Below are 16,915 nucleotides of genomic sequence, written 5' to 3'. Positions count from 1 at the left end.
CCTCGACACGCACCTACGGGCCGTCCTCGGGACCGGCCTCGACGACTTCACCGCGCGCTGGCGCGCCTATGTACAGCGGGAGTTGGCATGACGACCGGTGGGAGCAGTGACGGTGACGGGGTGCCGGAGGCGGACTTCACCCCTGAGGAGATCGCGCGGGGACGGGCGCTGCGGCGCGGGCAGTGGCCGCCCGCCCTCGCCGGCCGGCTGGCCTCCCTCCTGCTCCTTCTCGTCCTCGGGCTGACCCCGGCCGGCGCCGGCCTCGTCGGTCTCTTCGGCGACTCCTGGGCCGCGCGGATCGTCGGCGGCGGGCTCGCCCTGGTGCTGCTGCGACAGCTCGTCGCGCTGCCCTTCGCCGCCCGGGTGCGGATCGTACGGGCCCGGTTCGGGCTGGTCACCCAGGGGTGGGGCGGCTGGGCGGTGGATGTGCTGCGCGGGCTGCTCGTCTCCGTACCGCTCGCGCTGGGTGCGCTCTTCGCCGTCTACGCGCTCGCCGGGACCACCTCCCGGTGGTGGATCTGGACGGCGCTCGGTGCGGCCGCCGTCACCGTCGCCCTCTCGTGGCTGGCCCCCGTCGTGTTCGAACCGCTCTTCAACCGCTTCGCCCCGATGGAACCGGGTCCGCTGCGCGACGCGCTCCTCGCCCTCGCGGCGCGCGACGGGATCGCCGTACGCGATGTCCTCGTCGCCGACGCCTCCCGGCGCACCACCGCGCTCAACGCGTACGTCTCCGGCTTCGGCCGGACGCGGCGGATCGTCGCCTACGACACGCTCCTGACGACCGCCGAGCCGCGCGAGGTCGAGCTGGTCGTGGCGCACGAGCTGGGCCATGTGAAGCACCGGGATGTGGCGCGGGGGACGGTGCTCGGCGCGCTGGGGGCGGCGGCCGGGGTGTGCGTGCTGGCGGCGGTGGTGAGCCGGCAGCCGCTCCTCGACGCCGCGGGCGTGTCCCGCTTCTCCGACCCGCGCTCGATGATGCTGCTCGCGGCGGTGGCCGCGGTGGGGTCGACGCTGGCGGGGCCGTTCGGATGTGCGCTGAGCCGCCGGGTGGAACGCCGGGCCGACGCGCACGCGCTGCGGCTGACGGGGGATCCGGCGGGGTTCATCGCGATGCAGCGCCGGCTGGCGGTGGCGAACATCGCGGATCCGGAGCCGCCGCGGGTGCTGCATGCGCTGTTCGGTACGCATCCGACGTCTGCCGAACGGATCGCGGCGGCGCGGTAGTGCCACGCGCCCCGGGCGGTGGGGACGTCAACGGGAGGTGAGCGCGGGGGTGCGGATTCCGGCGGTGCGCTGACGGGGGAGCGGATCCCCCAGACCCAGGCCCCGGTGAGCCGCCGGCCGGGGCCCCGGCCGGCCCGCAGCAGGCCGCGAACACCGCGGCGTCGGCGGCGCACACGAGGCAGAAGAACTCCGCCGCGTAGCCCAGGAACGGCAGCAGCGCGGGGGAGAGCACGACGAGGGCGGCGGCCGGCGGATACTGCCAGGTCACGTCGTCCAGCGGGAAGGTGCCGGTGCGCAGGATCTGGTACCAGCCCTGGTAGATCACGGACACATCGGTCGTGACATCCGGGCACGGCAGGACGACGACGTGGAAGACGCACAGCAGCAGCGCACCGCGGGTCAGCGCCCACACGAGGACGACGGGCTTCCTGCTGACCTGTGCGGTGCTCACCGGTGCGTCATGCGGCCGGAGTGACCGGAGGGAGCCCACGACGCGGCGGCGGCGCCCAGTAGGGTGAAGGCTCGTTCACGAGGGAGGGCGTCGAACGGTGGCACAGCTCGTCGCATCGCAGTCCGCGCGCGAGAGCGCGGCAGCCGCGCCGATCGCGCGGCAGCGGGACCGAATACGCACGGTCGCCCTGACCGTGCTCTGCTTCGCCGCCGTGCTGGCCGTGGGGCTGCAGCAGTGGGTGACCGTCCGGATCGGCGGGTTCGACCTGGGGATATTCGACCAGGCGGTCCGCGCGTACTCCCACTTCCAGCTGCCGCGCTCGCCCATCAAGAACTACCACCACGAGTTCCCGCCCGGCTTCTCCCTGCTGGGTGACCACTTCTCGCCGGTCCTCGCCCTCCTCGCCCCGCTGTACTGGGTGTGGGACGACCCCCGCATGCTGATCGGCGCCCAGGCGGCGCTCTTCGCGGCCGGCGTGCCGGTCGTGCGGCGGATCGCGGGGCACTGCTTCGCCGAGGCGCCGCAGGCCACCGTCCGCAGGGCCGCCGACCTGAGCTGCCTGGTCCACGGGCTGGGCTGGCCGCTGCTGCGCGCTTCGGGGGTCGGCTTCCACGAGGTCGCCTTCGCCGTCCCGCTGACCCTGCTGATGCTGGAGCGCGGGCTGGCCCGGCGCTACGGCGCGGTGCTGGTCTGCGCCGTCCTGCTGTGCTGCACCAAGGAGGACCTGGGGCTGCTCGCGGCGGCGTACGGGGCCGTCCTCATCGGCCGCGGCCGCCGGGACGGGGACCGGCCGGCGGTGCGTACCGGGCTCACGCTGTTCGTGCTGGGGCCGGTGGCGGCGCTGCTCGCGATCCGGGTGCTGATACCGGCGATGGGCGGGGTGCCCGGCTACTACTGGAACTACAGCGCCCTCGGCCCGGACATGGGGTCCGCGGCGCTGCGCTTCCTGACCGATCCGATCGCGGCCTTCGCGGTGACCGTCGACCACTCGGCGAAACCGGTTCTCCTGCTGTGGCTGCTGGGGCCGCTGCTCCTGCTGCCGCTCGGGTCCGCCACCTTCTGGTGCGCGGTCCCGCTGCTCGCCGAGCGGCTCTTCTCCGACAACCCCAGCCACTGGGCGACCACCCACCACTACGACGCCTTCCTGTGGCCGGTCCTGCTGGTGGCCGCGGTGGAGACGGCGGCCCGGCTGCACCGCAGACACACCGGGCGGCCGGTCGCTCGCTGGACGCTGGTGGCGGTGGCCTGTTCACTGCTGGTCTCGGTCGTGTGCGGTCTGGGCAATCTTCTGCTGCCGGCCGCCTGGACGCCCAGCCCCTCGGAACGGGCGCTCGCCGAGGGCGTGCGCCTGGTGCCGGCGGGGGCCACTGTCGAGGCCGACAACAACGCGGCGCCCCGGCTGACCCGCCGCGCCCAGGTCGTCATCGCGGACGAGACCCCGCGCGACGCCGAGTACGTGCTGCTCCAGACGGTGCGGAAGATGTTCCCCTTCACGACGGTGGACGACCAGCGCGACCGCGTGCTGCTGCTGCTCGACAACGGCTACACCGTGCTGTGGGCGAAGGACGGCGTCGTCCTGCTGCACCGGACCGACCCCGGCCGCCCGGTACCCGGCGCGCGGGTGCCGGGCGACGACAGCGTGCCCGTCAAGGAACCGGAAGTCCGTTCCTGACACCCAGGGGCAGGGACCGGTGCGGACCGGCAGGGACCGGCACCGGTCGGCTACTCTCGGCGGCGATGGACAAGACCTTGATCGTCACCAATGACTTCCCGCCCCGGCCCGGCGGCATCCAGGCCTTCGTGCACAGCATGGCGCTGCGGCTGGATCCCGGACAGGTGGTCGTGTACGCCTCGACGTGGAAAGGGCCGGACGGCGGCGAGGTCGAGCGCTTCGACGCCGAACAGCCGTTCCCGGTCATCCGCGACCGTACGACGATGCTGCTGCCCACCCCCGGCGTGACCCGGCGCGCGGCCGGGCTGCTGCGCGAGCACGGCTGCTCGTCGGTGTGGTTCGGAGCGGCGGCGCCGCTGGGGCTGATGGCCCCCGCGCTGCGCCGGGCGGGCGCGCGCAGGCTGGTCGCCACCACGCACGGCCACGAAGCGGGCTGGGCCCAACTGCCCGCCAGCCGGCAGCTGCTGCGCCGGATCGGCGAGGGCACCGACACCATCACGTACCTGGGCGAGTACACGCGGTCGCGGATCGCGAAGGCGCTCACGCCCGCCGCGGCGGCGCGGATGGTGCAACTGCCGCCCGGTGTCGACGAGAAGACCTTCCACCCGGCCTCGGGCGGCGCCGCGGTACGGGCCCGGCTCGGGCTCGCGGACCGGCCGGTGGTGGTGTGCGTCTCGCGGCTGGTGCCGCGCAAGGGACAGGACACGCTGATCCTGGCGATGCCGCGGATCCTGGCCGCCGTGCCGGACGCGGTGCTGCTGGTGGTCGGCGGCGGACCGTACGCCAAGGACCTGGCCGAACTCTCGGCGCGGACCGGCGTCACCGACTCCGTGCGCTTCACGGGACCGGTGCCCTGGGAGGAGCTGCCCGCCCACTACGGCGCGGGGGACGTCTTCGCGATGCCGTGCAGGACCCGCCGCGGCGGGCTGGACGTCGAAGGCCTGGGAATCGTCTACCTGGAGGCCTCGGCGACCGGACTGCCGGTGGTGGCGGGCGATTCGGGCGGCGCCCCGGACGCGGTGCTGGACGGCGAGACCGGTTGGGTGGTGCCCGGAGGTTCGCCCGCGCAGGCGGCGGACCGGATCGTCACCCTGCTGGGCGACCCGGAGCTGCGCCGGCGGATGGGCAAGCGCGGCCGGCGCTGGGTCGAGGAGGCGTGGCGCTGGGATCTGCTGGCGGAACGTCTGAAGTCGTTGCTGTAAAGGGCACTTGACGCGCAACGGCTCCCCCGGACGAGGTCCGGGGGAGCCGTTTTCCGTGCGTGCGCTCAGTGCTGGTAGAGCGCCTCGATCTCGCCCGCGAAGTCCTTCATGACGACGTTGCGCTTCAGCTTCAGCGACGGCGTCACATGGCCCGACTCCTCGGTGAACTGGTTCGGCAGGATCTGGAACTTGCGCACCGACTCGGCCTTGGAGACGGCCGCGTTGCCCTGGTCCACCGCGTGCTGCACGGCGGCCAGCAGCTCCGGGTCCTCGGCCAGTTCGGCCACGCTGCGGCCGGCCTTGCCGTGCTGTTCCGCCCAGCGGGGCAGGAACTCCTCGTCCAGGGTGACGAGGGCGGCGATGAACGGCTTGCCGTCACCGACGACCATGCACTCGGCGATCAGCGCGTCGGCCCGGATCCGGTCCTCGATCACGGCGGGGGCGACGTTCTTGCCGCCGGCCGTGACGATGATCTCCTTCTTGCGGCCGGTGATGGACAGATAGCCGTCCTCGTCGACCGTGCCCAGGTCACCGGTGTGGAACCAGCCGTCGGAGACCGCGTCGGCGGTGGCCGTCTGGTTGTTCCAGTAGCCGGAGAACAGGTGCTCGCCATGCAGCAGCACCTCGCCGTCGTCGGCGATCCGCACCGTCGAACCGGGCAGCGGCTGGCCGACCGTGCCGATCTTCGTACGGTCCCAGGGGTTGAACGCGGTGGCCGCACAGGACTCGGTGAGGCCGTAGCCCTCCAGGACGGTGAAGCCGATGCCCCGGTAGAAGTGCCCGAGCCGCTCGCCCAGCGGCGCGCCGCCGGAGATGGCGTGCGTGGCGCGGCCGCCGAGGACGGCGCGCAGCTTGCTGTAGACCAGCCGGTCGAAGACCTTGTGCTTGAACTTCAGGCCGACCGACGGGCCGCCGGCGGAGTCCAGCGCCCGGCTGTAGGTGATCGCGGTGTCCGCGGCCTTGTCGAAGATCTTGCCCTTGCCGTCGGCCTGCGCCTTGGCCCGCGCCGAGTTGTACACCTTCTCGAAGACCCGGGGCACGCCCAGGATCATCGTCGGCCGGAACGCGGCCAGCTCGTCGGTGAGGTGCTTGATGTCGCTGACGTGCCCGAGCTTGATCGGCGCCATCACGGCCGCCACCTCGACCAGCCGGCCGAAGACGTGCGCGAGCGGCAGGAACAGCAGCACCGAGGACTCGCCGGTCCTGAACAGCGGGGCGAGGCGTTCCACCACATTGCCGCACTCGGCGAAGAAGGCCCGGTGGCTCAGCACACAGCCCTTGGGGCGGCCGGTGGTCCCGGAGGTGTACACGATCGTGGCGGGGGAGTCCGCGATGGCGGTCGCTCCCCGCTCGTCCACCACCTTCTCGGAGATGTCGGCGCCGACGGACACCAGGTGTTCCACGGCGCCGGCGTCGATCCGCCAGACGTGCTTGAGCTCGGGGAGCCGGTCGTGCACCGAGGCGACGGCGGCCTCGTGGGTACCGGACTCGACGATGCAGGCCACCGCGCCCGAGTCACCGAGGATCCACTCGACCTGTTCGGCCGAGGACGTCTCGTACACGGGCACGGCGACCGCGCCGGCGCTCCAGATCGCGAAGTCGAAGAGCGTCCACTCGTACCGGGTGGGCGACATCAGGGCGACCCGGTCGCCAGGCTGCACGCCGGATGCGATCAGTCCCTTGGCGACGGCTCTGACCTCGGAGAAGAAGTCGGTGGCGGTGACGTCCTGCCATTCGCCGCCCGCGTTCTTGCGGGCGATCACCGGAACAGCTGGGTGCTGAGCGGCGTTGCGGCGGATCAGATCCGTCAGGTTGCCGTCCGCGGGGACCTCGTAAAGGGCCGGAAGGCTGAACTCACGCAAGGCTGGTGCTCCTCATCGGCGCGACGGCGCACCCGGAGGGATAGTTGGACGGCCTGGACGTTACCCACCGGTAAAGCTTTCGCGATAGGGGTGCAGTACAGATGTTTTATGCATCACATACCCAGGAGTGCGGCTGAACCGCTCCGCGAACAGTAGTCCAGAGCGCCGGTAACCCGCAGGTAACCGGCGATAGGCTGACGGCCATGCGGGTCCATGTGGTGAGCGATGTGCACGGTGCGGCGGAGGCTCTGGCCAGGGCCGGAGACGGTGCGGACGCCTTGATCTGCCTCGGCGACCTCGTGCTCTTCCTGGACTACGCCGATCACTCACGGGGGATCTTCCCGGACCTCTTCGGCGCGGCGAACGCCTCGCGCATGGTCGCGCTGCGGACCGCCAAGCGCTTCGAGGAGGCCCGCGCCCTCGACCGCGAGCTGTGGGAGGGCATCGACCGGCGCGGCGCCATCGAGACCGCCGTACGGAAGCAGTACGCGGAACTCTTCGCGGCCTTTCCCGCGCCGACGTACGCCACCTACGGCAATGTCGACATTCCGGCGCTGTGGTCGGAGTACGCCACCGAGGGCACCACGGTCCTGGACGGCGGCACCGCCGAGATCGGCGGCCTGGTCTTCGGCTTCGTCGGCGGCGGACTGCGGACGGCGATGCGCACCCCGTACGAGATCGACGAGGCCGAGTACGCCGGGAAGGTCGCGGCGCTCGGGCGGGTCGACGTGCTCTGCTCGCACATCCCGCCCGCCGTTCCCGAGCTCTGCTACGACACCGTCGCCCGCCGCTTCGAACGCGGCAGCGAGGCGCTGCTCGACGCGATCCGCACCACCCGCCCCAAGTACGCCCTCTTCGGCCATGTCCACCAGCCGCTGGTCCCGCGGATGCGGATCGGCAGGACCGAGTGCGTCAACGTCGGACACTTCAACGCCACCCGCAGGCCATGGGCCCTGGAGTGGTGAGTGCCGGGGTGACAGTTGTTCGACCGGCAGGCGGTAGCCTGCACCAGCAGACCCAGACATACGGCGCGAAGTCCCGGAGGGGCCACAGCGATGGCGGAACACACCAAGTCGAGCATCACCATCGAGGCGGCCCCGGCCGACGTCATGGGCGTCATCGCCGATTTCACCCGCTATCCCGAGTGGACCGGTGAGGTGAAGGAGGCGGAGATCCTCTCCGCCGACGCCGAGGGCCGCGCGGAGCGGGTCCGGCTGCTGCTGGACGCCGGGGCGATCAAGGACGACCACACGCTCGCCTACCGCTGGGTCGGCGACAGCGAGGTCCACTGGTCGCTGGTCAAGTCCCAGATGCTCCGCACCCTGGACGGCTCGTACGCCGTCGCCCCGCTGGACGGTGGCGCGCGCACCGAGGTCACCTACCAGCTGACGGTCGACGTCAAGATCCCGATGCTCGGCATGATCAAGCGCAAGGCCGAGAAGGTCATCATCGACCGCGCACTCGCCGGTCTGAAGAAGCGCGTCGAATCCGGTCCGCCCGCCGGCGCGCCCGACAGTCCGCCCGACAAGAGCTGAGCGCCGTGCGCACGGTCCTGGTCACCGGCCCCGGCGGAGCCGGCCGCACCACGGCGGCCGCCGCCACGGCGGTGAGCGCGGCCCGGCAGGGTGCCCGCACCCTGCTGCTGTCCACGGACCGTGGCACGTCACTGGAGGCCGTACTCGACGGGGACCGGACCACCGTGCCCGGTCTGCGCGCCCACCGGATAGACACCCAGGCGACGTTCCGGGCCGACGCCCGCGACGTCCAGTCCCGGCTCGGCTCCCTCCTGGACCTGCTCGGCGCCGAACCGCTGGACCCCGAGGAACTCACCGAACTCCCCGGCGCCGACTCGCTGGCCCTGCTGCGCGCGCTGCGCGAATCGGCCGACGGATCCGCCGGCTGGGACGTGGTCGTCGTCGACCTGCCGGCCACCCCCGCGGCGCTCGCCGCCCTCGCCCTCCCCGAGCAGCTGCGCCGCTACCTGCGGCGGCTCGTCCCCGTCCAGCGCCAGGCGGCCAGGGCGCTGCGCCCGGTGCTCGCCCAGCTCGCGGGCGTGCCGATGCCGGCCCAGTGGGCGTACGAGGCCGCCGAGCGCGTCGACCGTGAACTCGCCGCCGCCCAGGCGGTGATCGAGGCCGCGGGCACGACCGTACGGCTGGTCGTCGAGCCCGGCGCGGCCGCGGCCGACGCGGTCAGGACCGCCCGTACCGGACTGGCGCTCTTCGGGCACCGGCTGGAGGCCGTGGTCGCCAACCGGCTGCTGCCCGACCACTCGCCCGACCCCTGGCTCGCCGACCTGTCCGGCGTCCAGCACAAGGAACTCGCCGCGCTGCGGGCCGAATTGGCCGGAACCGGTACGGCGGTCCATGAACTGCCGCACCTGGGACGGGAACCGCGCGGCACCGACGACCTCGGCGCGCTCGGCGCCGGACCGCCGGGTCCCGGGGCGGAGCCGGACGGGACGGACGGGCGCGCGGCCGATCCGTGGAGCGTGACCGACCAGCCCGGCGCCGAGGACCGTTTCCGCTGGCGGCTGCCGCTGCCCGGGGCCACCCGTGAGGGTCTCGGACTGGTCCGGCGGGGTGACGAACTCGTGGTCGACGCGGAAGGTTTCCGCCGGATCCTCCCGCTGCCCTCCGCCCTGCGGCGCTGCACCGTCGACGGCGCGGCGCTGCGCGACGGAGCCCTGGAGGTCCGGTTCGCGCCGGATCCCGACCTCTGGCCGCGCTGAACGCAGTGCGTCCATTCGGGTACCGTCGGTAGAACAACCCCGGAGCGCCGCGAGGGAGACCGTCATGAGCGAGACCACCGACCGGCCCGACGCCGACGCGTGGGCCAAGGCCAGCGCGGAGGACACCGCCGCCGAGAACGCCCGGCGGCGTGAGCAGGCAGGACAGGGCGTCGGCAGCGCCACGGAAGAGCTGCGACGGCTCGCCGAGGCCGTGACCGAGAAGCTCGCCGAATTCCGCAACCCGGCGGTGACACTCGCCGCACAGACGGTGATCTCGCAGGTCAAGTCGGTTGTCGAGCCCATCCGCGAGCGCAACCCCGAGGTCTTCGAGCATCTGTCCTCGGCCGGCGTCGAGCTGCTCGCCGCGTACCGCTCGGTCGTCGCGGGACACGAGACCCGGTGGACCGCCAAGGACACGGCCGCCGGACACCGCGCTTCCGAGACACCGCCCGACTCATCCACCGGCTCAACCAGTGAGCACATCGACCTCGACTGACCTCCCCTCCGGTACGGTTGGCTGAAGCGGGGATCGACCGAAAACTGAGGGACACATGGGACTCACCATCGGCGTCGACATCGGCGGCACAAAGATCGCGGCCGGCGTAGTCGATGAGGACGGCTCGATTCTTGAGACGTGCAAGGTGCCGACCCCGGCGACCCCCGAGGCAGTCGTGGACGCCATCGCGGACGCGGTGCGCACGGTCAGCACCGGCCATGAGGTCGACGCGGTCGGCATCGGCGCGGCCGGCTACGTGGACGACAAGCGTGCCACCGTGCTCTTCGCCCCGAACATCAACTGGCGGCACGAAGCGCTCAAGGACAAGGTCGAGCAGCGCGTCGGCCTCTCCGTCATCGTCGAGAACGACGCGAACGCGGCGGCGTGGGGCGAATACAAGTTCGGTGCGGGCCAGGGTCACGACGACGTCGTGTGCATCACCCTCGGCACCGGCCTCGGCGGCGGCATCATCATCGGCGGCAAGCTGCACCGCGGCCGGTTCGGTGTGGCGGGCGAGTTCGGCCACGTACGGATGGTGCCGGACGGGCTGCTGTGCGGCTGCGGCAGCCAGGGTTGCTGGGAGCAGTACGCCTCCGGGCGCGCTCTCGTCCGCTACGCGAAGCAGCGTGCCGCGGCCACGCCGGAGAACGCGGAGCTGCTGCTCTCCCTCGGCGACGGCAACCCCGACACCATCGAGGGCAAGCACATCAGCGAGGCCGCGCGGGGCGGTGACCCGGTGGCGATCGACTCGTTCCGTGAGCTGGCCCGCTGGGCGGGCGCGGGCCTGGCCGACCTGGCCTCGCTCTTCGACCCGTCGGCGTTCATCGTCGGCGGCGGGGTCTCGGACGAGGGCGAGCTGGTGCTCGACCCGATCCGCAAGTCCTTCCGCCGCTGGCTGGTGGGCGGCCAGTACCGGCCGCATGCCCAGGTGCTCGCCGCGCAGCTCGGCGGCAAGGCAGGACTGGTCGGCGCCGCCGACCTGGCCCGCCAGGGCTGACGACCGTGCTCGCGGACCTGCCGCCCTCGACCACCGAGCCGGGTGACTCGGCGGTGGTCCGCGTGCTCAGTTACAACATCCGCTCCATGCGGGACGACAGGGGGGCGCTCGCCCGGGTCATCCAGGACTGCGCCCCCGACCTCGTCCTCCTGCAGGAAGCGCCGCGCTTCTTCCGCTGGCGCAAGGCCGCCGCCTGGCTCGCCCATGAGTGCAACATGGTCATCGTCACCGGTGGCGCCACCGCCGCGGGACCGATGATCCTCTCCTCGCTGCGCGCCCATGTCGAGCGCACCGAGGACATCCTGCTGCCGCGTACCCCCGGTCTGCACCAGCGTGGTTTCGCCACCGCCGTCGTACGGATCGGCGGCGCCCGGCTCTCCGTGCTCAGCTGCCATCTCAGCCTCAGCGCGGCGGAACGCGACGGACAGTCCGCGCTGCTGCTGGAACGGCTCGCGGAAATGGGCGAGCCGTATGCCGTGGCGGGCGGCGATCTCAACGATCATCCGGACGGCCGTGCGTTCGGCCGGCTGTCGGCGGAGCTCCAGGACGCCTGGGCCACCAAGCCGTGGGGCAGCGAGTTCACCTCGGTGCCGGACAACCCCTACCAACGCATCGACGCGATCTTCGCGACGCAGGGCGTCGAGGTGCTGGGGTGCGGGGTGCCGCAGGGCCTTCCCGGTGTCGATCCGGCGGACCTGCTGGCCGCCACCGACCACCTGCCGCTGCTGGCCGCGTTCCGTATCCCGGCCGCGGCCCCGTCGGTCATCCCCGGCGGCTGAACCGCGCGGGAAACGGCCTGGTCAGACGACCGCGCCGCCACCGGGCAGCTCGTCGTCGTCCTCGCCCGTGCGCAGCCGCGTGACGAGGGTGCAGAAGCCGCCGACGAAGCCGCCGACGCCCAGTGTCATGACCCACCAGGTGATCTCCTGCTGGAGCAGGATGAACACGATCAGCAGCAGCGGCCCGCCCAGGACCGCGAGCCAGGCGAACTTGGTCGTGACATCGGCCCGCGGAAGCGGCGGGGGCTCGGGCGGTACGTAGTGGCCCTCGTCCTCGTCCTCATGGGCCGTGTAGTCGCGCGGGCCGTGGATCACCGGGTGGACGACGATGCTGCGGGTCGGCGGGCCGGACCCGGCGTCCGGGTCGCTGTCGCCGGCAGGGTCGTCGGGCCGGGCGGGCGAGAGGTTCTCGGCGTCGGGCCAGGAGGCGGTGCCCGGCTCGGGCTCGTCGTCGAAGCCCGCGACCAGCTCGGCCCAGGCGGCGTCCTCGTCCAGCGGCGCACGGGCCGCCCCGTCGGCGGGGTCCGCGACGGCCGGCTCGGGGGCGTCGGGAGCGGTCTCGTCGGGAACCTGGTCCTCCTCGCGCTCAGCCACTGGCCGTTACCTCCTTGTCCACCGCGGGCGCCAGGCGCCGGATGAATCCGTAGGACTCCTCGAAGATCTGTTCCGCGTCATGGTCCAGCGTCGCCACGTGGTAGCTCCGCTCCAGCACGATCTCGGTGACGTCGCTGGAGGAGACCTTGCTGAGGACGACCGCGGTGTTCGACGGGTGGACCACATGGTCCACCCGGCTGTGCAGCAGCAGCAACGGCTGCGTGACCTGCGGCAGCCCCGCTCTGACGAGTTTCCAGAAGCGGCTGAGGGAGTACACGGCGTGCAGCGGCGTCCGGTCGTAACCGACCTCCAGGCCGCCCTCCTTGGCGATGTCGCTGGTGATGCCCGGCACCGACGGCACCAGATGGCGCAGCACCGGAACCGCCTTGATCTGGTGGCTGTCGGCCTTGACCGAAGGATTCACCAGGACGATGCCGCTGATCGAGTGGCCGTGCAGCGCGGCGAGCCGCAGTGTCAGGGCGCCACCCATCGACATGCCGCAGACGAAGACCTGCGAGCAGCGGGCCGACAACTCGCGCAGCGCGCGGTCGACCTCGGCGTACCAGTCCTGCCAGCCGGTCTGCTGCATGTCCTGCCAGCGGGTGCCGTGACCCGGCAGCAGCGGCACGGACACCGTCAGGCCGCGGGCCGCCAGATACTCGCCCCAGGGGCGCATGGACTGCGGTGTGCCGGTGAATCCGTGACAGAGCAGGACACCGGTCTCGCCACCGTCGTGGCTGTACGGCTCGGCTCCGGGCATGAGCGGCACCGTGGGACTCCTGTTCGCCGCGGGGAGGGTGGCAGGAGTTCAGCGTACGCGGCCCGGATACCCCCCGGTAAGCCCCGTCGCGTGGACGCGGGGAGTGCCGGGGGCCGAACTGGCGTTAAGGTCTTTGCGTCAGCTACAGGAGGTCCTCGGTTGTTCTACGGCGCGATGAAGCTCGCGATCGGTTCGCCGCTCAAGCTCGCCTTCCGCCCCTGGGTGGAAGGCATTGAGAACATCCCCAAGGAGGGGCCGGCGATCCTTGCCAGCAACCACCTCTCCTTCTCGGACTCCTTCTTCCTCCCCGCGATGCTCGACCGGCCGGTCACCTTCATCGCCAAGGCGGAGTACTTCACGTCCCCGGGCGTGAAGGGGAAGCTGACGGCCGCCTTCTTCAAGGGCGTCGGCCAGCTCCCGGTGGACCGCTCCGGCGCGCGCGGCGCCGGCGAGGCCGCGATCAACAGCGGGATCCAGGTGCTGGAGCGCGGTGAGCTGTTCGGCATCTACCCCGAGGGCACCCGTTCCCCCGACGGCCGGCTCTACCGGGGCAAGCCCGGCGGCCTGGCCCGGGTGGCGCTGGCCTCCGGAGCGCCGGTGATCCCCGTCGCGATGATCGACACCGAGAAGGTGCAGCCGCCCGGCAAGGTGCTGCCCAAGGTCTCGGTGCGTCCCGGCATCCGGATCGGCAAGCCGCTCGACTTCAGTCGCTACCACGGCATGGAGGGCGACCGCTTCATCCTGCGCTCGGTGACCGACGAGGTCATGTACGAGATCATGAAGCTGTCCGGCCAGGAGTACGTGGACATCTACGCCACCGCCGCGAAGCGCCAGATCGCGGAGGAGGCCAAGCGGCAGGCCGAGCTGGAGAAGTCCGAGAAGGCCGAGCGGGAAGCCGCCGAGAAGGCGGCCCAGGACAAGGGCGGGCCGGCCGGGTCCTAGGACCGGCCGGACGGGCCCCGGGCGGGCCGTGGGGGGAGGGGGAGCGGTGGCGGCGAAGGCGATCCGGATGTCCGTCGAGCAGCCGCTGTGGCGTGCGCTGATCGCGTACCGCGTGCTCACCCTCGGCTATGCGCTGGCCCTGTTCGGCGACGCCTACGGGGAGTACCGGCACCCGCTGGTCGCCGCCGTGTACATGACGGTGCTGACCGTCTGGACGTTCCTCACCCTGGGGCGGGTGCGGTCCGCCGAACGGTGCACCAAGCGCTTCCTCTTCGCCGACCTCACCATCGCGCTGACCGGGATACTGCTCACCCCCGTCGCCGACACGCATCTGCGGATCGTCGAGGGCGCCCCGACGCTGCCGTCCATCTGGACGGCGGGATCCGTCCTCGCCTTCGCGATCAAGGGTGGCTGGCGCTGGGCCGCGGTCGCCTCCACGCTCGTCGGCGTCGCCAACGTCGTCCAGCGCGGCTCCTTCGCCCGCGACAGCCTGCACAACGTCCTGCTGGTGTGGGTGGCGAGCATCGCCATCGGCTATGTCGTCGAGGTCGCCCGCGCCAGCGAGCGGACCCTCGCGCGGGCGCTGCAGATCGAGGCGGCCACCCGTGAGCGGGAACGGCTCGCCCGGGACATCCACGACAACGTGCTCCAGGTGCTCGCCATGGTCCAGCGCCGGGGCAGCGAGGCGGGCGGCGAGGCCGCGGCGCTCGGCCGGATGGCCGGTGAGCAGGAGTCGGCGCTGCGGGCGCTGGTCTCCGACGGCTTCGTCCCCAACCCCCGGCACCCCGAGAACGCCGCCGCGGTCCGCCGTGGCCGGCTGCTCGCGGCGCTCCGCTCGCGCACCGGCGCCGCCGAGGCCGACCAGGAGGCCGCGGACGCGGCACTCGGCCCGTGCGACGTACGGGCCCTGCTCACGCCCTACGGCAGCTCGCAGGTGACGATCTCGGCACCCGGGACCCCGGTCCTGGTCGACGCGTACGCCGCCGCCGAGCTCGCGGCGGCCGTCGGCGCCGCCCTCGACAACGTCCGCACGCACGCCGGGGAGCAGGCCCACGCCTGGATCCTGCTGGAGGACGAGCCCGGCGAGATCCTCGTCAGCGTCCGCGACGACGGCCCCGGCATCCCGGAAGGCCGGCTCGCCGACGCCGAACAGGAGGGCCGGCTCGGCGTCGCCCAGTCCATCCGCGGCCGGCTCCGCGACCTCGGCGGCACCGCGTCCCTCATCACCACCCCCGGCCAGGGCGCCGAGGTCGAACTCCGGCTCCCCAAGAAGCGCCCCACGCCCTGAGCTCCGCGTATCCGCCGCGTTTGTAGAGTTGCCCCGGCACGGAGATTCGGCCGGACGAGAGGCAGTCACATGGCGGGGGACACCCAACCCGAGCAGGACCACACCGTGAAGGTGATGGTGGTCGACGACCACCCGATGTGGCGGGACGCGGTCGCGCGGGACCTGTCCGAGGCCGGCTACCAGGTGGTGGCGACGGCGGGCGACGGGCCGGAGGCCGTGCGCCGGGCCAGGGCGGCGATGCCCGAGGTGATCGTGCTGGACCTCAACCTGCCGGGGATGTCCGGAGTGCAGGTGTGCAAGGACGTGGTCGCGGACAATCCCGCGCTGCGGGTGCTGGTGCTGTCGGCGAGCGGCGAGCACGAGGACGTGCTGGAGGCCGTGAAGTCCGGTGCCACCGGCTATCTGCTGAAGTCCGCCGGCCGTGACGAGCTGGTGGAGGCGGTCCGCAGGACGGCGATCGGCGATCCGGTCTTCACCCCGGGGCTGGCCGGGCTGGTCCTGGGCGAGTACCGGCGGCTGGCCTCCGACCCGGCCCCCACGTCCTCGGACGAGCCCGAGGCGCCTCGGCTGACGGACCGTGAGACGGAGGTGCTGCGGCTGGTCGCGAAGGGCCTGAGCTACAAGCAGATCGCCGAGCGGCTCGTCATCTCGCACCGCACCGTGCAGAACCACGTGCAGAACACCCTCGGCAAGCTGCAGCTGCACAACCGGGTGGAACTGGTGCGATACGCGATCGAGCGCGGTCTCGACGGCGAATGACCCCGTTCGCCCCATCCCGCATGTGACCCAAGTCACGCTAGCGTTGCCCGAGTTGGTTCCCGTTAAGGCAATGCAACGCAGTGCTGGCGAAGGGAAGAGTCCATGCGGGTCGGAGTACTGACCGGTGGTGGTGACTGCCCCGGTCTCAACGCGGTCATCCGGGCGATCGTCCGCAAAGGTGTCCAGGAGTACGACTACGAGTTCATCGGCTTCAGGGACGGCTGGCGCGGTCCCCTCGAAGGCGACACCGTGCCGCTCGACATCCCCGCCGTGCGGGGCATCCTGCCGCGCGGCGGCACCATCCTCGGTTCCTCGCGCACCAATCCGCTCAAGGTCGAGGACGGTATCCGCCGGGTCAGGGAGAACCTCGCCGCCTTCGACGTCGACGCGCTCATCGTGATCGGTGGCGAGGACACCCTGGGGGTGGCCGCGACCCTCTCCGACGAGCACGGCATTCCGTGCGTCGGCGTTCCCAAGACCATCGACAACGACCTGTCCGCCACCGACTACACCTTCGGCTTCGACACGGCGGTCAACATCGCCACCGAGGCGATCGACCGGCTGCACACCACTGCCGAATCGCACATGCGTGTCCTCGTCGTCGAGGTGATGGGCCGGCACGCCGGCTGGATAGCCCTGCACTCGGGGCTGGCCGGCGGGGCCAACGTCATCCTCATCCCGGAACAGCGCTTCGACGTCGAGCAGGTCTGCGGATGGGTGGAGAGCCGGTTCAAGATCCGTTACGCGCCCATCGTGGTCGTCGCGGAAGGCGCCATGCCCAAGGACGGCGACATGGTGCTCAAGGACGGCACCCTGGACTCGTTCGGCCATGTCCGGCTCTCCGGCGTGGGCGAATGGCTCGCCAAGGAGATCGAGAAGCGCACCGGCAAGGAGGCCCGCACCACGGTGCTCGGGCACGTCCAGCGCGGTGGAACGCCCAGTGCGTTCGACCGCTGGCTGGCCACCCGGTTCGGGCTGCACGCCATCGACGCGGTGCGCGAAGGGGACTTCGGGAAGATGGTCGCGCTGCGCGGTACGGACATCGTCCGGGTGCCGATCGCGGAGGCCACCGCCCGGATCAAGACCGTCGATCCGAAGCTCTACACGGAGGCGGGGGTCCTCTTTGGCTGAACCTTGAACATCAGGGGAACATCACTG

16 protein-coding genes and 1 pseudogene are annotated in these 16,915 nt (G+C 72.0%); 13 read left to right on the top strand and 4 right to left on the bottom strand.

Features of this window, described 5'->3' with window-relative positions; all coding sequences use genetic code 11:
- Positions 1–87 precede the first annotated feature (87 nt).
- Positions 88–1,224, top strand: coding sequence for a M48 family metallopeptidase (locus O3W51_RS22050; RefSeq protein WP_269287198.1), 1,137 nt, complete (start codon positions 88–90; stop codon positions 1,222–1,224).
- 62 nt (positions 1,225–1,286) lie between these two features.
- On the opposite strand, the pseudogene O3W51_RS22045 reads toward O3W51_RS22050, so the two are convergent.
- Positions 1,287–1,675: pseudogene (locus tag O3W51_RS22045) on the bottom strand (hypothetical protein); the annotation flags it as partial.
- Positions 1,676–1,772: 97 nt separating this feature from the next.
- Here O3W51_RS22045 and O3W51_RS22040 point away from each other — a divergent pair.
- A complete protein-coding gene (locus tag O3W51_RS22040) occupies positions 1,773–3,347 on the top strand; it encodes a DUF2079 domain-containing protein (RefSeq protein ID WP_269287197.1) in 1,575 nt (524 codons plus the stop codon).
- 65 nt (positions 3,348–3,412) lie between these two features.
- Entirely contained in the window at positions 3,413–4,549 is a 1,137-nt protein-coding gene (locus tag O3W51_RS22035) for a glycosyltransferase family 4 protein (protein WP_269287196.1), read from the top strand.
- A 65-nt stretch (positions 4,550–4,614) separates the two neighbouring features.
- Here the strand turns inward: O3W51_RS22035 and O3W51_RS22030 are convergent, their stop codons facing one another.
- Entirely contained in the window at positions 4,615–6,411 is a 1,797-nt protein-coding gene (locus O3W51_RS22030) for an AMP-dependent synthetase/ligase (RefSeq protein WP_269287195.1), read from the bottom strand.
- 203 nt (positions 6,412–6,614) lie between these two features.
- On the opposite strand from O3W51_RS22030, the gene O3W51_RS22025 reads away from it, so the two are divergent.
- The 6 genes from O3W51_RS22025 (at position 6,615) to O3W51_RS22000 (ending at position 11,414) form a co-directional block, all read left to right on the top strand.
- Positions 6,615–7,376: a metallophosphoesterase family protein gene (locus O3W51_RS22025; RefSeq protein ID WP_138356183.1), complete on the top strand. Its 762-nt coding sequence runs from the start codon at positions 6,615–6,617 to the stop codon at positions 7,374–7,376.
- Between the two features lie 90 nt (positions 7,377–7,466).
- Positions 7,467–7,946, top strand: coding sequence for an SRPBCC family protein (locus O3W51_RS22020; protein ID WP_138356182.1), 480 nt, complete (start codon positions 7,467–7,469; stop codon positions 7,944–7,946).
- Between the two features lie 5 nt (positions 7,947–7,951).
- On the top strand, positions 7,952–9,142 hold the full coding sequence (locus O3W51_RS22015) for an ArsA family ATPase (RefSeq protein WP_269287193.1): 1,191 nt from the start codon (positions 7,952–7,954) through the stop codon (positions 9,140–9,142).
- A gap of 64 nt (positions 9,143–9,206) precedes the next feature.
- A complete protein-coding gene (locus O3W51_RS22010) occupies positions 9,207–9,638 on the top strand; it encodes a DUF5304 domain-containing protein (protein WP_164296244.1) in 432 nt (143 codons plus the stop codon).
- Positions 9,639–9,693: 55 nt separating this feature from the next.
- Complete coding sequence (locus tag O3W51_RS22005) at positions 9,694–10,635, top strand: ROK family glucokinase (protein ID WP_138356180.1); 942 nt, start codon at positions 9,694–9,696, stop codon at positions 10,633–10,635.
- Between the two features lie 5 nt (positions 10,636–10,640).
- On the top strand, positions 10,641–11,414 hold the full coding sequence (locus O3W51_RS22000; protein ID WP_443048321.1) for an endonuclease/exonuclease/phosphatase family protein: 774 nt from the start codon (positions 10,641–10,643) through the stop codon (positions 11,412–11,414).
- 21 nt (positions 11,415–11,435) lie between these two features.
- On the opposite strand, the gene O3W51_RS21995 is transcribed toward O3W51_RS22000, so the two are convergent.
- On the bottom strand, positions 11,436–12,008 hold the full coding sequence (locus O3W51_RS21995; protein ID WP_443048320.1) for a hypothetical protein: 573 nt from the start codon (positions 12,006–12,008) through the stop codon (positions 11,436–11,438).
- The gene (locus O3W51_RS21990; protein WP_138356178.1) at positions 12,001–12,777 is read right to left on the bottom strand and encodes an alpha/beta hydrolase; all 777 of its coding nucleotides are present in this window, start codon (positions 12,775–12,777) and stop codon (positions 12,001–12,003) included. Before O3W51_RS21990 ends, O3W51_RS21995 begins: the two co-directional genes overlap by 8 nt.
- A gap of 150 nt (positions 12,778–12,927) precedes the next feature.
- Between O3W51_RS21990 and O3W51_RS21985 the strand changes: the two genes are divergently transcribed.
- From O3W51_RS21985 to O3W51_RS21970, 4 genes are all read left to right on the top strand, one after another.
- Positions 12,928–13,710, top strand: coding sequence for a lysophospholipid acyltransferase family protein (locus O3W51_RS21985; RefSeq protein WP_138356177.1), 783 nt, complete (start codon positions 12,928–12,930; stop codon positions 13,708–13,710).
- Between the two features lie 67 nt (positions 13,711–13,777).
- Positions 13,778–14,998 (top strand): MacS family sensor histidine kinase, encoded by a 1,221-nt coding sequence (macS, locus tag O3W51_RS21980; RefSeq protein WP_138356176.1) that lies wholly within the window; start codon positions 13,778–13,780, stop codon positions 14,996–14,998.
- 69 nt (positions 14,999–15,067) lie between these two features.
- Positions 15,068–15,757: a response regulator gene (locus O3W51_RS21975; RefSeq protein ID WP_138356175.1), complete on the top strand. Its 690-nt coding sequence runs from the start codon at positions 15,068–15,070 to the stop codon at positions 15,755–15,757.
- Between the two features lie 102 nt (positions 15,758–15,859).
- Positions 15,860–16,888 carry a 6-phosphofructokinase gene (locus tag O3W51_RS21970; RefSeq protein ID WP_198357151.1) on the top strand — a complete coding sequence of 343 codons (1,029 nt, stop codon included), beginning with the start codon at positions 15,860–15,862 and terminating at the stop codon, positions 16,886–16,888.
- Positions 16,889–16,915 lie beyond the last annotated feature (27 nt).

The sequence above is a fragment of the Streptomyces sp. H39-C1 genome, from assembly GCF_027158125.1.
GTDB lineage: Bacteria > Actinomycetota > Actinomycetes > Streptomycetales > Streptomycetaceae > Actinacidiphila > Actinacidiphila fildesensis.
The sequence above is the reverse complement of the archived record's forward strand: the minus strand, read 5'-3'. Positions and strand labels throughout refer to the sequence as shown.